Consider the following 16772-nt stretch of genomic DNA (forward strand, 5'->3'; position numbering starts at 1 on the left):
CGAAGTGTCAGTGACCGACCTGATGGCACGCCTGCGGACGCTCGACATCCGGCTGTGGACCGAGGACGGCAGGCTCCGCTACAGCGCGCCCGACGGAGCCCTCACCCCCGGACTCCGTACCGAGCTCGGCGCCGCCAAGGAGGAGCTGATCGCGCTCCTCGGCGCACGCACCGCGCCGGACCCGATCGTCCGCCGCACCGGCACCGGCCCGGCCCCCCTCTCGGCCGCCCAGCAGCGGCTGTGGCTGCTGGACCAGATGGACCCCGGCAATGCGGCGTACAGCATGCACGCCGAGGTCAGGCTGCGCGGCCGCCTCGACGCGGACGTCCTGCGCCGCTGCGTCCAGGAGATCACCGACCGGCACGACGTGCTGCGCACCACCTTCCACGCGGTCGGGGGCCACCCCGAGCAGCGCGTCGCCGCCACCCTGGAGATCCCCCTCGACGTACGCGACCTACGGCACCTGCCGCCGGAGGACCGCGCCGGGGAGGTGGCCGGCGCCGCCGCCGAGGAGGCCCGGCGGCCCTTCGACCTGGCGTCCGGCCCGCTGCTGCGCACCGTCCTGCTGCGCTCCGGCGACGAGGAGCACGTCCTGCTCCTGACGATGCACCACATCGTTTCCGACGGCTGGTCCGTGTCCGTCCTCATCGGTGAACTCGCCGCTCTCTACACCGCCTTCCTCGAGGGGGCGGCGTCGCCGCTGACGCCGCTGGAGGTGCAGTACGCCGACTACGCGACCTGGCAGGCCGACCGGTTCGGCGGCGACGCCACCGGTGCGGAGCTGTCCCGGGCCCACTGGCGCGACCGCCTCGCCGACGCCCCCGCCGACCTCGCCCTCCCGCTGGACCGGCCGCGCCCCGCCGTCCAGACCTTCCGGGCCGCGAGCACCGGGGGCCGCCTCGACCCGGAGGTCACCGCGGCCCTCCGGCGGCTCGGCCAGGAGGAGGGCGCCACCCTCTTCATGACCATGCTGACCGCGTTCAAGGTGCTCGTGGCCCGCCACAGCGGTCAGGACGACCTCGTCGTCGGCATCCCGGAGGCCGGCCGCAACCGTTCCGAGACCGAGCCCCTGATCGGCTGCTTCGTCAACACGCTCGCCCTGCGCACCGACCTCTCCGGCGACCCGGACTTCCGCACCGCCCTGCGCCGGGTCCGCGACACCGCGCTCGACGGGTACGCCCACAGCGAGGTCCCCTTCGAACACGTGCTGGCGGATCTGAAGACCGAGCGCCGGCTCGACCGCACCCCGGTCTTCCAGGTCTTCTTCAACATGGTCCCGTCCTCCCCGCCGCTGCAACTGCCGGGCCTGGAGGCGGAGATCGTCGCCGCGCACGAGGCCGGCGCCAAGTTCGACCTGACCCTCTACGTCAGCGCCGACGGCGGCACGCTCACGCTGGTCCACAACACCGACCTGTTCGACGCGGCACGCGCCGCCGAGCTCCTGGAGCAGTACCGGGCGCTGCTCGTCGCGGTCGCGGCGGACGCCGACCGGACGCTCGCGCGGTACCCGCTGGTCACGGTCGCGGCCCGGGAACTGCTGCCGGACCCGGAGCTGCCCCTGCCGGCCGCGTGGGACCGGCCGGTGCACGAGTCGTTCGCACTCCGGGCCGCGCGGACTCCGCAAGCGCTCGCGGTGCGGGACCCGGCCCAGTCGCTGACGTACGGCGAACTCGCGGAGCGGGCCGCCGGGATCACCGCACGCCTGCGCCGGGCGGGCCTCGCCGAGGGCGACCTCGTGGCCGTGCACGGCCCCCGCGGCGCCGGCCTGGTGGCGGCCCTGCTCGGCGTCCTGGGGGCGGGGGCCGGCTTCGTCGTCCTCGACCCCGCCGAGCCCGCCGCCCGGCTGGCCGGGCAGGTCCGTACCGCGGGCGTGCGCGGCTGGATCGCCGTGACCGCGCCGGGAGCGGGCGCGCCGGAGGCGGCCCCCGAACTGGAGGCCGCGCTGGCCACCACGGCCGCGGTCCGCCTCACGGTCTCGGCGGCGGGGGAGGCGGCCGGTGCCGCGCCCGGTGCCGGGGACGCGCCCGGTGCCGGGGACGCGCCCGGTGCCGGGGACGGCGCCACCGCGGCCACCGGCCCGGCCACCCCGGCCACCGGCCCGGACACCGTCGCCTACGCGGCGTTCACCTCCGGGTCCACCGGCCGCCCCAAGGCGGTGCTCGGCGGCCACGGTCCGCTCGCCCACTTCGTCGACTGGTACGCCCGCGCCTACGCCCTGACCGCCGAGGACCGCTTCGCGCTGCTGTCCGCACCGGGACACGACCCCATGCTGCGCGACGTGTTCACCCCGCTCGCCCTCGGCGCGGCCCTGTACGTCCCCGACCACTCCGCGCTCAAGCCCGGCGAGCTCGCCGCCTGGCTGGACGAGCAGCGCGTCACCGTCGCCAACCTCACCCCGGCCACCCTGGACTTCGTCCTCTCGGGGGCCGACGGGGTGCGCAACACGAGCCTGCGGCTGCTCTTCTTCAGCGGTGACCGGCTCCTGGGCGGCCACGTCGAGCAGGCCCGGACCTACGCCCCGCACGCCCGCTGCGTGAACTTCTACGGCGCGACCGAGACCCCGCAGGCCATGAGCGCGTACGAGGTGCCCGCCTCCCCCGCGGAGGCGGGCGTCCCGGCCGAGATCCCGCTCGGTCCGGGCATCGAGGGCGCGCAGCTGGTGCTGCGCAACCGGGCTGGAGCGCGGACCGGCATCGGCGAGCTCGGCGAGATCCACGTGCGCTCCCCGTACCTGGCCCTGGGCTACCTCGGTTCCCCCGAGGCCACCGCCGACCGGTTCACGCCCGCCGGCGCCGGCGGCGAGCGCGCCTACCGCACCGGCGACCTCGGCCGCTACCGCCCCGACGGCACCGTCCAGTTCGTGGGCCGCGCCGACCGGCAGGTCCAGATCCGCGGGTTCCGCGTGGAGCCCGGCGAGGTCGAGGCGGCCCTGCGGTCCCACCCGGGGGTCGCGGAGGCGGTGGTCACCGCGGCGCCCGACGCGACGGGGCTGCGCCTGGCGGCCCACGTGGTGCCGGCGGCGGGCACCGCCCCCGCCGCCCTCGACCCGCGGGAGCTGCGCGGCCACGTCCGCGGGGTGCTCCCCGACCACATGGTCCCGGCGGTCTGGTCGGTGCTGGCCGAACTGCCCCGGCTGGCCAACGGCAAGCCCGACCTGCGAGCGCTGCCCGAGGCGGCGCCGCCCGGCTCCGTGGAGGAGTACGTGGCGCCCGCCGGAGCCACCGAGGAGGCGCTCGCGGAGATCTGGGCCGAGGTGCTCCAGGTCCCGCGGGTCGGCGCCCGGGACGACTTCTTCGACCTCGGCGGACACTCGCTGCTCGCCACGGTGATCACCCACCGCATCCGCGAGCGGTTCGGCGTGGAGATCGCCATCCGGTCGCTCTTCGAGGCACCGACCGTGGCGGAACTCGCCCGCCGCCTGGAGGACCCCGGCGCGCTGTCCGCCGCGCCGGCGCGGCCCGGCATCCAGGCCGTACGCCGCGCACCCGCCACGGCGAGCCTGGACGACCTCCTCGCCCGCCTCGGCGACATCAGCGGCGGCGCCCGGTGACGCCGCCGGACAGCACCTCATCGAACGGGGGAACCATGGCAGAGCCCGACCGGCACGACGCACCCGCGGGCCGCACGGACCGTACGGGCGGGGCGGCGGGCACGGACCCGCACGTCCCCGACGTCATCGAGGCGTTCGAGGCGCGCGCCGCCGAACACCCCGACGGCCCCGCGCTCACCTGGGCCGCCCGCACCTGGACCTTCCGCGAGCTCGACGAGGCCGCCGAGCGGGTCGCGGCCCGGCTGCGCGCGGCCGGAATCGGCCGCGACGACCGGGTCGCGGTCCTGGCCGGACGGACCCCCCAGATGGTCGCCGCCCTGTTCGGGGTCCTCAAGGCCGGCGCGGGCTACGTACCGGTGGACCCCGGCTACCCCCGGGACCGCTGCGCGCACATGCTGGGGGACTCCGGCGCGGCCGCCCTGCTGACCCACCGCGAGCTGGTGGGCACGGTGCCCTACGACGGGCCCGTGCTGCTCCTGGAGGACCTCGGCCAGTGGCCGGCCACACCGGCCGGCCCGCGGCCGCGGCCGGTCGCGGACCAGCTGGCGTACGTCATCTTCACCTCGGGCTCCACCGGCCGCCCCAAGGGCGTCATGGTGACCCGCGGCGGCATGTCCGAACTCGTGGGGGCGCTGGGCACCCTGGTGGGCCGTGACCGGCTGGACTCGGTCCTCGCGGCCACCCCCACCTCGTTCGACGTGTCCGTGTACGAGATCTTCGTCCCGCTGTGCGCCGGCGGTTCGGTGGTCCTCGCCGACGACGTGTTCGCCGTGTGCGACGCCGACGCCCCCGCGGTGGCCGCGACCGTCTCCAGCGTCCCGTCGGCGCTGGCGCAGCTGTCGGCCCTCGGCGGCCTGGCCGGGCGGGCCCGTACGGTGTTCTCCGGCGGCGAGGCGCTGCCGCGGACCCTGGTGCGGACGATGTGCGAGGCGGGGGTCACCGCCGTCTTCAACATGTACGGCCCGACCGAGAACAGCGTGGTGGCCATCGCCGCCGACGTCACCGCGGAGGAACCCGGCGTGCCGATCGGCCACGCCCTGCCCGCCGTCGCCGCCTACGTGCTGGACGAGGACATGCGGCCGGTGCCGGACGGCGCGTCGGGGGAGCTGTACCTCGGCGGCCGGCAGGTGAGCCGCGGCTACCAGCGCAGGCCCGGACTCACCGCGGAGAAGTTCCTGCCGGACCCGTTCTCGGCGCTGCCCGGCGCCCGGATGTACCGCACGGGCGACCGGGTCCGGCGCCGCCCGGACGGCGGGCCGTACGAGTTCCTCGGGCGCTGGGACGACCAGGTCAAGCTCCGCGGCTTCCGGATCGAGCTCGGCGAGGTCGAGCACGCCCTGGCGGCGCATCCCGGCGTGGTGCACGCCGCGGTCGTCGTGCGCGAGGACCTGCCGGGCGGCCCGCGGATGGTCGCCTACACCACGCCGGACGGCCCGGACGCCCCGGCGGCGGGCGAACTGCGCGACCACGTCCGCCGCATCCTGCCCGAGTACATGGTGCCGAACGTGTTCGTCGCGCTGGACGGGCTCCCGCGCACGCCGGCCGGAAAGATCGACCGGAACGCGCTGCCCAGGCCGGCCGCCCGAACCCGCGTCAAACTTCGCTGAAACGAAGGCGGTTGGCGATCAACTCTATTGGTCAACCGCACTTCGCGCGTTATGGTGAACGAGTAATCCGACGATCGAATGGTCGAGTAATCTATGCGTCTCCTGGCCAATGAACGGCATCACTTCGAATTGCGGTTGCTGAGTCTTTTCGGAGACAAGCTGAGGCCTGTCGAGGAATCCTTCGATATCATCCAGAATTTCAAGGACGGCTCCTTCGCGATGGGGCATCTCGGTCTGATGCTCTACGCCAACGGGTACAACCTGCGTGGCTCCAGCGTCGATTACCGAAACGGCCTGGTGTTCCACGACGGGGAGAACCTCTTCGGGGTCGGCTACTTCAGCAAGGAGGGCCACCTCGCCAAGCACCTCCACATCGTGGCCCCCAAGGGTCCGGGCCGCGTCGAGGCCGTGCGCGGCTTCATCGCCGACATCCGGGAGGCCGGCCTGGCCCCCACGCCGGTCTACGTCCGCCACCTCTCGCCCGCGGACCACGAGCTGTTCCTGAACTCCGGCTTCGCCCCGGTGGACACCGCCCCGTGGCACCCCGACGCGCCGGAGGAGGACGAGACGTACCCCAACCGCGTCTTCTACCTCGACCAGCTCTTCGAGGAGCAGCCGGACGGGGAACTGCGGGTGCGCACCCTCCAGGGCGAGGAGTACCGGAAGTACAAGACCAAGAACCGGCTCGCCTCCCGCCGCTTCGAGAACTTCCTCCTGCGCAACGACCACCTCGACTTCCGGATCCGTCCGTACGGCCACACCGACGGGGAGGCGGCCAAGGCGCGCGGCATCGTCGAGGGCTACTTCACGACCCGCCGCGAGCAGGGCATGGTCGTCGGCTCCACGCCCGAGGACTACATGGCGCTGATCACGCAGAAGCCCGGCGGCGAGAACGAGCGCGACTACTTCGCCTACCTCGGCGGCATGGCCGTCGAGGGCCGCGAGGAGGAGGTGCCGGTCATGTTCTTCGCCGGCGAACGCACGGGGGAGAAGCGGGCGGCGCTCTACTGCACCATGTCGATGCGCTTTCCGGAGAAGCTCACCGACATATTCAAGGACCCCACGGGATTCACCGCCATTCCCCAGTACGTCTGGCTCAACGTGTTCAAGCGCATGTGGGCGCAGGGAATTCGGGAGGTCGACGCCGGCGGGTCCGAGGTAAAGGGCCTGGACGACCAGAAGCGGCAGCTCGGCGGCCGCGCGGAGAAGACCCACTGGGTCGTCGGCTGACGTCCGCCACACCGGACCGATCCACATCATGAGGGGGAAAGCACACATGGAATCGCACACACCGTTCCACGAATTCGACGTATGCGTCGTCGGCATGGGGTACGTCGGCGTCACGCTCACCGCGGCCCTGCTCTCGACCGGCAAGCGGGTTCTCGGCTACGAGGCCAACCCGGCGGTGGCGAGCGAGCTCTCCCAGGGCCGGCTGGTGCTCGCCGAACCCGGCGTGGAGGACCTGATCCGCGACCGTGCCGCCGACGGCACCCTGCACGTCACCGCAGACATCCGGGGACACCGGCTCCCGCCGGTCGTCATCGTCTGCGTCGGCACGCCGATCAAGGACGGCAGCACCACGCCGAACCTCGGCCACCTCACCGCCGCGACCGAGTCCATAGCCGCCGGCATCGACGAGAACACCCTGGTCATCGTCCGCTCCACGGTCCCCGTCGGCACCTCCCGGAACCTGGTCCTGCCGGCCCTGCGCGCCCGCGTCGCCGAGCCGCTCCTCGCCTTCGCCCCGGAACGGACCATCCAGGGCCAGGCACTCGCCGAACTGCTGTCGCTGCCGCAGATCGTCGGCGCGGTGAACGAGTCCGCCGCCAAGCTCGCCGCGGACCTCTTCGCCACCGTCACCGACCAGGTCGTCCCCGTCTCCTCGCTGGAGGCCGCGGAACTGGTCAAGCTGGTGTGCAACTGCCACACCGACCTCATCTACGGCTTCGGCAACGAGGTCGCGCTCATCGCGGAGAAGCTGGGCGTGGACGCCATGGAGGTCATCGGCGCCGCCAATCGCGATTACCCGCGGCCCGACATCCACAAGCCCGGCTTCGTCGGCGGCAGCTGCCTGACCAAGGACCCCTACCTGCTGCGGCACTCGCTGGCCGGCCACGGCCACGTACCCGAACTCATCGGCGCCGCACGCACGCTGAACGAGTCCATGCCGCGCCGCGTCGGCGAACGCGTCCTGGCCGCCCTGTGGGAGGCCGGCTGCGACCCCGCCACGGCCACCGTCCTGCTCACCGGCTTCGCCTACAAGGGCCGCCCGGAGACCGACGACCTGCGCGGCGCCCCGTACGAGCCGCTGCTCGAGCTGCTGCGCGGCCGGGTCGGCGAGATCGTCGGCCACGACTTCGCGGTCCCGGACGAGCGGATCGCCGCGCTCGGCGTCCGGCCCGTCACGATCGAGGAGGGCTTCACCGGCTCCCACGCCGTGCTCATCCTCAACGACCACCTCGGCTACCGCGACCTGGACGCCGACGACCTGATCCCCAGGATGGCCCAGCCCGCCCTGGTCTACGACACCTGGCGGGTCCTGCCGCCCTCGACGAACGTAATGAGGCTCGGAGTTGCGTAAGAAGGTCCTGATCACCGGAGGTGCCGGCTTCATCGGCCTGCACCTCGCCGAGAAGCTCGTCGCCACCTGTGACGTCACGCTCCTCGACGACTTCAGCCGCGGCCGCTCCGACGACCGGCTGGCCGCCGTGCGCCCGCACGTCAGGCTCGTCGAGCACGACCTGACCACCCCCGTCCCCGACGGACTGCTCGACGGGGACTACAGCGAGGTCTACCATCTCGCGGCCGTCGTCGGAGTCGTCTACTCCAACGAGGAACCGCAGCGCGTGCTGCGGACCAACCTCCTGTCGACGATCCACGTCCTCGACTGGTTCACCACCCTCCCCGACGCCACCCTGTGCTTCGCCTCCTCCAGCGAGGCGTACGCCGGCAGCGTCGAGGCCGGCGTCGCCGAGGTCCCCACCGGCGAGGACGTCCCCCTGGTCGTCTCCGACCCCACCGTGGCACGCTCCAGCTACGGCTTCAGCAAGATCGCCGGCGAACTGCTGTGCCGCAACTACGCCCGGGCCCACGGGTTCGCGCTGCGCATGGTGCGCTTCCACAACGTGTACGGCCCGCGCATGGGGTACGAGCACGTGATCCCGCAGTTCATCGAGCGCCTGGAGGGCGGCGCGGACCCGTTCGCCATCTACGGGGCCGACCAGACCCGCGCCTTCTGCTACGTGACCGACGCCGCCGACGCCATCGCCGCGCTGACCGCGCTCCCCACCAAGGAGACCCTGCTGGTCAACATCGGCAACGACCAGGAGGAGATCCTCATCGAGGACCTCGCCCGCAAGGTCTTCGAGACGGCCGGCCGGTCCCCGGCCACCGACGTCCACCCGGCACCGCCGCTCTCCCCGGCCCGCCGCCTCCCGGACCTCGCCCGGCTGCGCGAACTGACCGGCGCCGCACCGAAGGTCGACCTCGCCGAGGGCCTGCGCCGCACCTACGAGTGGTACGCGCAGGACATCGCCGCACGCGCCGCGAAGGAGCGGTGAGCACGATGCGCGTGCGCTACGTCCACCGGGGGTACTTCCCGGCGCGCGCGGGAGCGGAACTGATGATGCAGTACCTCGCGGAGGGCATGGCCCGGCGAGGACTCGACGTCCGCCTGCACGCCGGGCGCCTCGACGAGGACTCCGCCCGGTTCATGGCGGGCGTCGGCGTCCGGACGGAGCCGCTGCCGCGGGCCGCCGACCTCGCCGGGGCCGACCGGCCCGACGTGGTGCACGCCTTCGACGCCTTCCACCCCGAGGACCTGCGGGCCGGCCTGGAACTGGCCCGCGCCTGGGACGTCCCGTTCGCCGTCACCCCCGCCTCCGCGCCGGGGGTCTGGCCCGACCGGGAAGCCGTGCTCGACGCCTGCCGCGCCGCGGACGCCGTCTTCGTCCTCACCGGCGCCGAACGGGACATGCTGGCGGGTGAGGGCGTCCGGCCCGAGTCGCTGCACCTCGTCGCCCAGGGCCCGCACCTGCCCGGCACACCGGACCCCGAACGGTTCCGGCGGGCCCACGGCATCACGGGCCCCATGGTGCTCTTCCTCGGCCGCAAGATGCGCTCCAAGGGCTACACCGTGCTCCTGGAGGCCGCGCGGGCGATCTGGGAGCGGCACCCCGAGACCCGCCTGGTGTTCGTGGGACCGCGCTGGGACGAGGACTGCCTGGAGCAGTTCGCCGCCCACGCCGACCCCCGCGTCATCGAGCTGGGCCTGGTCGACGAGGACGACAAGCACAGCGCCCTGGAAGCCTGCGACCTGGTGTGCCTGCCGTCCACGGTGGACGTCTTCCCGCTCGTCTACGCCGAGGCCTGGGCCTGCTCCAAGCCCGTCATCGGCTCCGACTTCGCCGGCAGCGAGGAGGTCGTCCGCCACGGCCGCGACGGCCTCCTGGTCGCCGCCGCCCCCGGCCCCGTCGCCGGCGCCGTCGTCCGGCTGCTGGACGATCCGGCCGAACGGATCCGGATGGGACAGCAGGGCAACGAAAAGCTCCGCCGCGAGCTGACCTGGGACGCGGTCACCGACCGCGTCCACGAGGTCTACACCGCTCTCGTTTCCGCACAGCGCCACAAGGAGGGGGCCCGATGAAAGCAGTCGTACTGGCAGGGGGAGAAGGGCGCCGGCTGCGCCCGGCCACCCTGACCGTCCCCAAACCCCTCATGCCCGTGGACGGCATGCCGATCCTCCACATCATCCTGCGCCAGCTGAAGAACGCCGGGTTCACCCACGTCACGCTCTCCCTCGGCTACCGCGCCCACATGATCGAGGACAGCTTTGGCGGCAGCCACTGGGAGGGCCTGGAACTCGACTTCCGCCTCGAGACCGAGCCCCTGGGAACGGCGGGCCCGCTGGCCCTGCTGGAACCCTTCGAGGACGCCACCCTGGTCATGAACGCCGACCTGCTCACCGACATCGACTTCGCCGACCTGTGGTCCAGCCACAAGAAGTCCGGAGCCGCGGCCACCATCGCCCTCGCACCGCAGACCATCGACATCGCCCACGGCGTCGTCCGCATCGACCAGGACAGCCAGGTCGTCGACTTCCGCGAGAAGCCCCGGATGGACTTCCTCGTCAGCGGCGGCATCTACGTCCTGGCACCCGAACTCCTGCGCTTCCTGCCGCCCTCCGGCCGCCACGACATGCCCGCCCTGCTGGAGACCGCCCGCGCGGCGGGCGAACGCATCGAGGGCTACGTCTTCGACGGCGAATGGCGCGACATCGGCACCCCCGAACAACTGGAGCGCGCCGAGCGCGCCTTCCGCGCCGACCGGGCCCGCTACCTCGGCGCCGACGAACCGGCCCCGGACCACACCGCCCGGCAGGAGGCCGTACGCCGATGAACGACTGGAAGGTCCCCCTCTACCGCCCCGAGACGGGCCCCGCCGAGGCCGAGGCCGTCGCCGAGGTCCTGCGCTCCAACTGGCTCTCCACCGGACCCGTCACCCAGGACTTCGAAGCCCGCTACGCCGAGACCCTGGGCGTACACGGAGCGGTCGCGGTCAGCAACGGCACCGCCGCCCTGCACCTGGCGGTCCTCGCCCTGGGCATAGGCCCCGGCGACGAAGTGATCATGCCCTCCCTCAGCTTCGTGTCCGCCGCCGCCACCGTCACCCTGGCGGGCGCCACCCCGGTGTTCGCCGACATCACCTCCGGCGACGACCTGTGCCTGGACCCCGCCGACGCCGCCCGCCGCATCACCCCGCGCACCAAGGCGATCGTCACCATGCACTACGGCGGCCACGCGGCCGATCTGACCGCGCTCGCCGAGCTGGCCCGCGCCCATGGCATCCCCCTGATCGAGGACTCCGCGCACGCCCCGGCCACCCGGACCCCGCACGGAGTGCTCGGCACCGTCGGCGACATCGGCTGCTACAGCTTCTTCGCCACCAAGAACCTCGCCACCGGCGAGGGCGGCATGGTCGTCGCGCGCGACCCCGGGCTCCTCGCCCGGATCCGCGCGCTGCGCTCGCACGCCCTCACCGTCAGCGCCCAGGACCGCCACCGCGGCGGACCCTCCGTCTACGACGTGGACGGCTTCGGCCTGAACTACCGGCCCACCGAGATCAGCAGCGCACTGGGCCGGGTCCAGCTCGCGGGCCTGCCCGCCGCCCAGGAGCGCCGCCAGGCCGTGGTGCGCCACTACCGGGAGCACCTCGCCGACCTGCCCGGCATCACCGTCCCGTTCGCCGGGCGCCCCGTACAGGAGAGCGCCCACCACCTCTTCGCCGTCCTGCTGCCCGACGGCACGAACCGGGCGGAGATCCAGGAACGGCTCAAGGGCGCCGGCATCCAGACCGGCGTGCACTACCCGCCCAGCCACCTCTTCACCGCCTACCGCGAGCGGTTCGGCACCGGCCGCGGCGACCTGCCCGTCACCGAACGCGTCACCGACGCCCAGCTCAGCCTGCCGCTGTACGCGGGCATGGACGCCGACGACGCCGCCCTGGTCGTCGAGGCGGTGAGGCAGGCATGGCCGGCGCCGTAGCCCCCACGACCCGCCTCACCCTCGCCGGCGGCGCCCTGCACCGCGAGGGCCGCCCGTTCTTCGCCGCCGGGTTCAACTACCACCCCTCACGGGCCGGCTGCGCCTACTGGGAGAAGTGGGATCCCGAGGTCCTGGACGCCGACTTCCGCCGGATGGCCGAACTCGGCTTCAACACCGTCCGGTTCTTCGTCTTCTGGGCCGACTTCGAACCCGCCGAAGGCGTGTACGACACCGAGAAGACCGGCCGGCTGCGCGAACTGGCCCGGATCGCCGAGCGCCACGGGCTGTACTGCCTGCCGTCGCTGCTCACCATCTGGATGAACGGCCAGCGGTTCGACCCCCCGTGGCGCGGCGGCCGCGACCTGTGGCACGACGAGGCCATGGTCGAGCGCCAGCGCGCCTTCGTCGAGCACATCGCGGGAGCACTGGCCGACGCCCCGAACGTCCTCGCCTACGACCTGGGCGACGAGGTCATCCACGTGGACTCCGCGGCGTCCGCCGCCCTCTCCCCCGAGGAGGTCCGCCGCTGGTGGGCGCTGCTCGCCGCGGCGATCCGCGGAGCCGACCGCGCCGCCCTGGTCCTCCAGGCCAACGAGGCCAGCGCGGTCACCGGCGGCCACGCCTTCCGCCCCGAGAACGCGGGCCCGCTCGACCTCGTCGGCCTGCACGGCTTCCCCGTGTGGACCCCCTTCCACATCGAGGCCGTCGACTCGGTCAAGGCCAGCTCGTTCGTCCCCTACCTGGTCCGCCGGGGCCGCGCCGAGACGGCCGTACTCGTCGACGAGCTCGGCAGCTACGGGTGCGACGAGGCCACGGCCGCCCGCTACCTGCGGGCCACCGCGCACAGCGCCTTCGCGGCCGGCGCGGCCGGCACCGCCGTGTGGTGCTGGCAGGACTTCACCACGCAGGACAAGCCCTACGCGCTGCGGCCCAACGAGCGCTTCGTCGGGCTCGTGGACGCCGACGGCAGGCTCAAGCCCGCCATGGACGCCTACCGGGAGTTCGCGGCCCGGGCCACCGGCGAACTCGCCGGCTTCACCCCCGGCCCGCCCGCCGTCGGCGTCTTCCTGCCCGAGGCCGACCCCGGCGACGCCGCCTACCTCGCCACCGGCGGCTCCGGCGAGGCCGCCGGCTTCTACGCCCATCTGCTGCTCCAGCGCGCCCACCTGCCCTACGCGTTCGCACGGCCGGACGCCCTGGACCGGCACGCCCTGGTCGTCTGCCCCTCCGTACGGCACCTTTCCCTGCCCGACCAGCAGCGGCTGACGGCGTACGTGGCCGGCGGCGGCACCCTGCTCTACACCACGGGGGACCTGCTCCACGCCTTCGGCGGCGAGGAACTGTTCGGCGTCCGGATCCGCGACTACACCCTCGACCCGGCGGCCGCCGACTCCTTCACCTGGCAGGGCATCCGCTACCCCGTGCACCGCCCGCCCGGCCAGATCCCGGTCCTGGAGTCCGTCGGCGCCGACGTCCTCGCCGCCTTCCCCTCGGGCGCGCCCGCGCTGACCCGCAACCGGCACGGCCTGGGCACCGCCTACCACCTGAGCGCCCCGCTGGAAGAGGGCATCAATGCCCCCTACCGGCTGGAGGAGGCGCCCTGGCACCTGCTGTACGCGGGACTCGCCCGGGCCGCCGGCATCGAACCGGAGATCACCGCGGACGAGCCGGCCGTCGAGACGACCGTCCTGCACCGGGGCGACGAGCGCTGCGCCGTCGTGGTCAACCACGCGCCCGTCGCCGTACGCACCACCCTGCTCCGGGCCGGAGCCCCGGCGGGACCCGCCACCGAGGTCGTCCTGGAACCCAAGGGCGTACGCCTCGTCCACTGGCACGCAGGAACCGCGGGAAGCACCGGAACCGCGGGAAGCACCGGAACCGCAGGAACCACCGGAACCGCAGGAACCACCGGAACCGCCTGAACCACCCCCGCACCGAACGGAACGGCCCCACGTGATCATCGATTCCCATGTCCACGCCGGTGAGTACCACCGCCACTACACCGCCGAGTTCGCGGACCAGATGATGGCGACCACCGGAATGCCACCGCAGTCCCTGTCGGCTCCCGAGGCCAAGCTGATCGCGGAGATGGACGCCGCCGGGGTCGACACGGCGTTCCTGCTGGCCTTCGAGGTCAGCCGGGTCGAGGGCTTCTCCGTGCCGAACGAGTTCGTCGCCGCGATGTGCGCCCGACACCCCGGCCGGTTCGTCGGCTTCGCCTCGGTGGACGCCGGCCGCCCCGGAGCCGCCGCCGACCTCCGGCACGCGGTGGCAGACCTGGGCCTGCGCGGGCTGAAGACCGCCCCCTGCTACCTGCGGATGTCCCCGGCCGACCCGCTCTGGTACGACGTGTACGCCACGGCCGAGGAGCTGGGCCTCCCGGTGCTGGTGCACACCGGGTACACCCCGTCGAAGAAGGCCGACGCCCGGTACTTCTCCCCGCTGCTCCTGGAGCCGGTCGCCCGCGACTTCCCCGGGCTCACCCTGATCCTCGCCCACCTGGGCACCCCGTGGACCGGCCCGTGCGTCGAGCTGCTGGCCCGGCACGCCAACCTCTACGCCGACCTCTCGATCTTCGGGTCGTACCGGCCGGCCCCCACGGTGGCCGCGGCGCTCGCGCACGCCCGCAAGGCCGGCGTGCTGGACCGGCTGCTGTGGGGCACCGACTACCCGTTCGCCACGATGACCGACTCGGTGGCCCGGATGGCCGAGCTGGCCCGGGACCCGGAGCCGTGGCCCGACGGCGCCCCGCTGACCCCCGGGGAGCACCTGGCGCTGATGGGCGGCACCGCGGCACGGCTCCTCGGATGACGGGCCCCGGTCAGCCGTGCAGCGGGGCGCCCGCCAGGTGAGCGCCGACCAGGGGAACGAGTTCCTCCCGGTGCTCCACGAGGTAGAAGTGCCCGCCGGGGAAGACGCGCTGCCGCGCGTCCGCGGTGGTCAGCTCCGCCCAGCCGGCGAGTTCCCCGACCGGGCAGGCCGGGTCGCTGTCCCCGCCGAGGGCGGTCACCGGGGCGGACAGCGGCACCGGCCGCTCCGGGCGGTACGCGTTGATCAGCCGGTGGTCCGCGCGCAGCGACGGCAGCAGCAGAGGCAGCAGGTCGGGGTCGTCGTAGGCGGCGGCGTCCTGCGCACCGAGCCGGCGCACCGAAGCCACCAGCCCCGCGTCGTCCGGCGGCCGGACGGGTCCGGGCGCCACCCGGTGCGGCGCGGCCCGGCCCGAGGCGAACAGCCGCTCCAGCACGAGCCCGCTGCGCCGCTCCAGCCTCAGGGCCACCTCGTACGCCACCGAGGAGCCCATGCTGTGGCCGAAGAAGGCCAGCGGCAGCCCCAGGTACGGGGCCAGGGCCGCCGCGATCCGGTCCGCCAGCTCCGCCATGTCCTCCACGCAGCGTTCCTTCATCCGGTTCTGCCGGCCCGGATACTGCACCGCCAGCAGATCCACCCCGGGCGGCAGCAGCGGGCCCCAGTCGCGGTACGCGCTCGCCGCGCCCCCGGCGTGGGGAAAGCAGACCAGCCGGACGTGCGGGGCCGGCGCCTGCCGGTGCCTGAACCACTGCTCCGCTTCGGGAGCCCCATGGAGCGCCACGCCAACCTCCTTGTTGCCCGGTGCCGTTCGCTCCACAGCCTAGGCGGTGTCCGCACCGCCGGGACCCCTCACCCCGTCCGCCCGCCCCGCGTCCCGCGGGGCCCCGTAAGACCGGCAGGTGACGCCGTGCACACCACATCCCTCCGACCGCTGGCCCTGGGCGACTTGCACAGCTCGCTGAGCGATCCGGCTCTGACGTCCATGACCCTGCTCAACGAGATCACCGGCCGTTTCCCCGCCGCGGTCAGCTTCGCCGCCGGCCGCCCCTACGAGGGGTTCCAGGATCCCGATTCGCTCCAGCGGCACATCGGGGTGTTCCGCAGACACCTGGAGACGGACCTCGGGCAGAGCCCCGAGCAAGTCCGGCGCACGCTCTTCCAGTACGGCCGTACCAAGGGCACGATCAGCCACCTCGTCGCCCGGCACCTGGAGGCGGACGAGGGACTGCGCGTCCACCCGGAGTCGGTGGTGGTCACCACCGGCTGCCAGGAGGCGATGGTCCTGGTCCTGCGGGCGCTGCGCCGCGACGAGCGGGACGTGGTCCTCGCCCCCGCACCCACCTACGTCGGCTTCATCGGCGCGGCCCGGCTGGTCGACATGCCGGTGCGCCCGGTGTTCGAGGGCGCCGACGGCGTCGACCCGGAGGACCTGGTCCGCCAGATCAGGGCCGCGCGGGCCGAGGGCCTGCGCCCGCGTGCCTGCTACCTGGTGCCCGACTTCGCCAACCCCGGGGGCGTGTCGATGACGGCGGAGCGGCGCCTGGCAGTGCTGCGGATCGCCGAGGAGGAGGACATTCTGCTCCTGGAGGACAACCCGTACTCGATGTTCCGCACGAGCGGCGGCCGGCCGCCGACCGTCAAGTCGATGGACGAGCACCACCGGGTGGTCTACCTGGGCTCGTTCGCCAAGTCGGCCTTCGCCGGGGCGAGGGTGGGCTATGTGGTGGCGGACCAGCCGGTCGAGGGCGGCAGCGGCGCCGGGATGCTCGCGGACGAGCTCGCGAAGCTCAAGAGCATGCTCACCCTGAACACCTCCACGGTCGCCCAGGCGGTCATCGGAGGCTTCCTGCTGGAGCACGGGTGCAGCGTGGAGAAGGCGGTGTTCCGCGAGGCCGCCGTCTACCGGGAGAACCTCGGGGCCGTCCTGTCCGGGCTCGCCGCGCGATTCCCCGGGGCCTCGGCCGCCGAAAGGGGCGGCGTCGAATGGAATGCGCCCGACGGCGGAATGTTCGTGGTCCTCACCGTCCCCTTCCGGGCCGACGAGGAAGCGCTCGAGGTGTCCGCGGAGCGCTTCGGGGTGTTGTGGACTCCGATGTACCACTTCTATGCGGGCGCCGGTGGATTCCGGCAGATGCGGCTTTCCTTCAGCGTTCTGACACCGGCTTCGATAAACGAGGGGCTCGACCGGCTCGCCGCATTCGTCGCCCACCGCTCGTGACCGTCCGCCCCACCGCGGGGCCGCCGTTTCCCGCCCGGGGCCGCCGG

The 16772-nt window shown here is 73.5% G+C and carries 12 protein-coding genes; 11 read left to right on the forward strand and 1 reads right to left on the reverse strand.

What is annotated here, in order from left to right:
- Window positions 1–4 precede the first annotated feature (4 nt).
- The 10 genes from OTB16_RS13090 (at window position 5) to OTB16_RS13135 (ending at window position 14510) form a co-directional block, all read left to right on the forward strand.
- Window positions 5–3550: an amino acid adenylation domain-containing protein gene (locus OTB16_RS13090; RefSeq protein ID WP_267720304.1), complete on the forward strand. Its 3546-nt coding sequence runs from the start codon at window positions 5–7 to the stop codon at window positions 3548–3550.
- A 35-nt stretch (window positions 3551–3585) separates the two neighbouring features.
- On the forward strand, window positions 3586–5157 hold the full coding sequence (locus tag OTB16_RS13095) for an amino acid adenylation domain-containing protein (protein WP_267720305.1): 1572 nt from the start codon (window positions 3586–3588) through the stop codon (window positions 5155–5157).
- A 219-nt stretch (window positions 5158–5376) separates the two neighbouring features.
- Complete coding sequence (locus OTB16_RS13100) at window positions 5377–6387, forward strand: hypothetical protein (RefSeq protein WP_267720306.1); 1011 nt, start codon at window positions 5377–5379, stop codon at window positions 6385–6387.
- A gap of 46 nt (window positions 6388–6433) precedes the next feature.
- Window positions 6434–7738, forward strand: coding sequence for a nucleotide sugar dehydrogenase (locus OTB16_RS13105; protein WP_267720307.1), 1305 nt, complete (start codon window positions 6434–6436; stop codon window positions 7736–7738).
- A complete protein-coding gene (locus OTB16_RS13110) occupies window positions 7731–8717 on the forward strand; it encodes an NAD-dependent epimerase/dehydratase family protein (protein WP_267720308.1) in 987 nt (328 codons plus the stop codon). Before OTB16_RS13105 ends, OTB16_RS13110 begins: the two co-directional genes overlap by 8 nt.
- 5 nt (window positions 8718–8722) lie before the next feature.
- The gene (locus OTB16_RS13115; protein WP_267720498.1) at window positions 8723–9802 is read left to right on the forward strand and encodes a glycosyltransferase family 4 protein; all 1080 of its coding nucleotides are present in this window, start codon (window positions 8723–8725) and stop codon (window positions 9800–9802) included.
- Window positions 9799–10554, forward strand: coding sequence for a nucleotidyltransferase family protein (locus OTB16_RS13120; RefSeq protein ID WP_267720309.1), 756 nt, complete (start codon window positions 9799–9801; stop codon window positions 10552–10554). Before OTB16_RS13115 ends, OTB16_RS13120 begins: the two co-directional genes overlap by 4 nt.
- Window positions 10551–11699 carry a DegT/DnrJ/EryC1/StrS family aminotransferase gene (locus tag OTB16_RS13125; protein WP_267720310.1) on the forward strand — a complete coding sequence of 383 codons (1149 nt, stop codon included), beginning with the start codon at window positions 10551–10553 and terminating at the stop codon, window positions 11697–11699. The genes OTB16_RS13120 and OTB16_RS13125 overlap by 4 nt, the downstream gene beginning before the upstream one ends.
- Window positions 11684–13621, forward strand: a complete 1938-nt coding sequence (locus tag OTB16_RS13130; RefSeq protein WP_267720311.1) for a beta-galactosidase trimerization domain-containing protein — start codon at window positions 11684–11686, stop codon at window positions 13619–13621. The genes OTB16_RS13125 and OTB16_RS13130 overlap by 16 nt, the downstream gene beginning before the upstream one ends.
- Window positions 13622–13652: 31 nt before the next feature.
- On the forward strand, window positions 13653–14510 hold the full coding sequence (locus OTB16_RS13135; RefSeq protein ID WP_267720312.1) for an amidohydrolase family protein: 858 nt from the start codon (window positions 13653–13655) through the stop codon (window positions 14508–14510).
- A gap of 10 nt (window positions 14511–14520) precedes the next feature.
- Here OTB16_RS13135 and OTB16_RS13140 read toward each other — a convergent pair whose 3' ends face one another.
- A complete protein-coding gene (locus OTB16_RS13140) occupies window positions 14521–15288 on the reverse strand; it encodes a thioesterase II family protein (protein WP_267720313.1) in 768 nt (255 codons plus the stop codon).
- Between the two features lie 126 nt (window positions 15289–15414).
- On the opposite strand from OTB16_RS13140, the gene OTB16_RS13145 reads away from it, so the two are divergent.
- The gene (locus tag OTB16_RS13145) at window positions 15415–16725 is read left to right on the forward strand and encodes an aminotransferase-like domain-containing protein (RefSeq protein ID WP_267720314.1); all 1311 of its coding nucleotides are present in this window, start codon (window positions 15415–15417) and stop codon (window positions 16723–16725) included.
- The last annotated feature ends 47 nt before the right edge of the window (window positions 16726–16772 follow it).

Origin of the sequence: Streptomyces antarcticus, from assembly GCF_026627255.1 — a bacterium.
Classification (GTDB): Bacteria; Actinomycetota; Actinomycetes; order Streptomycetales; family Streptomycetaceae; genus Streptomyces; species Streptomyces antarcticus.

Bases quoted from the DNA above. Each gene is read 5' to 3' on its own strand.
- OTB16_RS13095 (WP_267720305.1), top strand. From the start codon at position 3,586: ATGGCAGAGCCCGACCGGCACGACGCACCCGCGGGCCGCACGGACCGT.
- OTB16_RS13100 (WP_267720306.1), top strand. From the start codon at position 5,377: ATGGGGCATCTCGGTCTGATGCTCTACGCCAACGGGTACAACCTGCGT.
- OTB16_RS13105 (WP_267720307.1), top strand. From the start codon at position 6,434: ATGGAATCGCACACACCGTTCCACGAATTCGACGTATGCGTCGTCGGC.
- OTB16_RS13115 (WP_267720498.1), top strand. From the start codon at position 8,723: ATGCGCGTGCGCTACGTCCACCGGGGGTACTTCCCGGCGCGCGCGGGA.
- OTB16_RS13120 (WP_267720309.1), top strand. From the start codon at position 9,799: ATGAAAGCAGTCGTACTGGCAGGGGGAGAAGGGCGCCGGCTGCGCCCG.
- OTB16_RS13125 (WP_267720310.1), top strand. From the start codon at position 10,551: ATGAACGACTGGAAGGTCCCCCTCTACCGCCCCGAGACGGGCCCCGCC.
- OTB16_RS13130 (WP_267720311.1), top strand. From the start codon at position 11,684: ATGGCCGGCGCCGTAGCCCCCACGACCCGCCTCACCCTCGCCGGCGGC.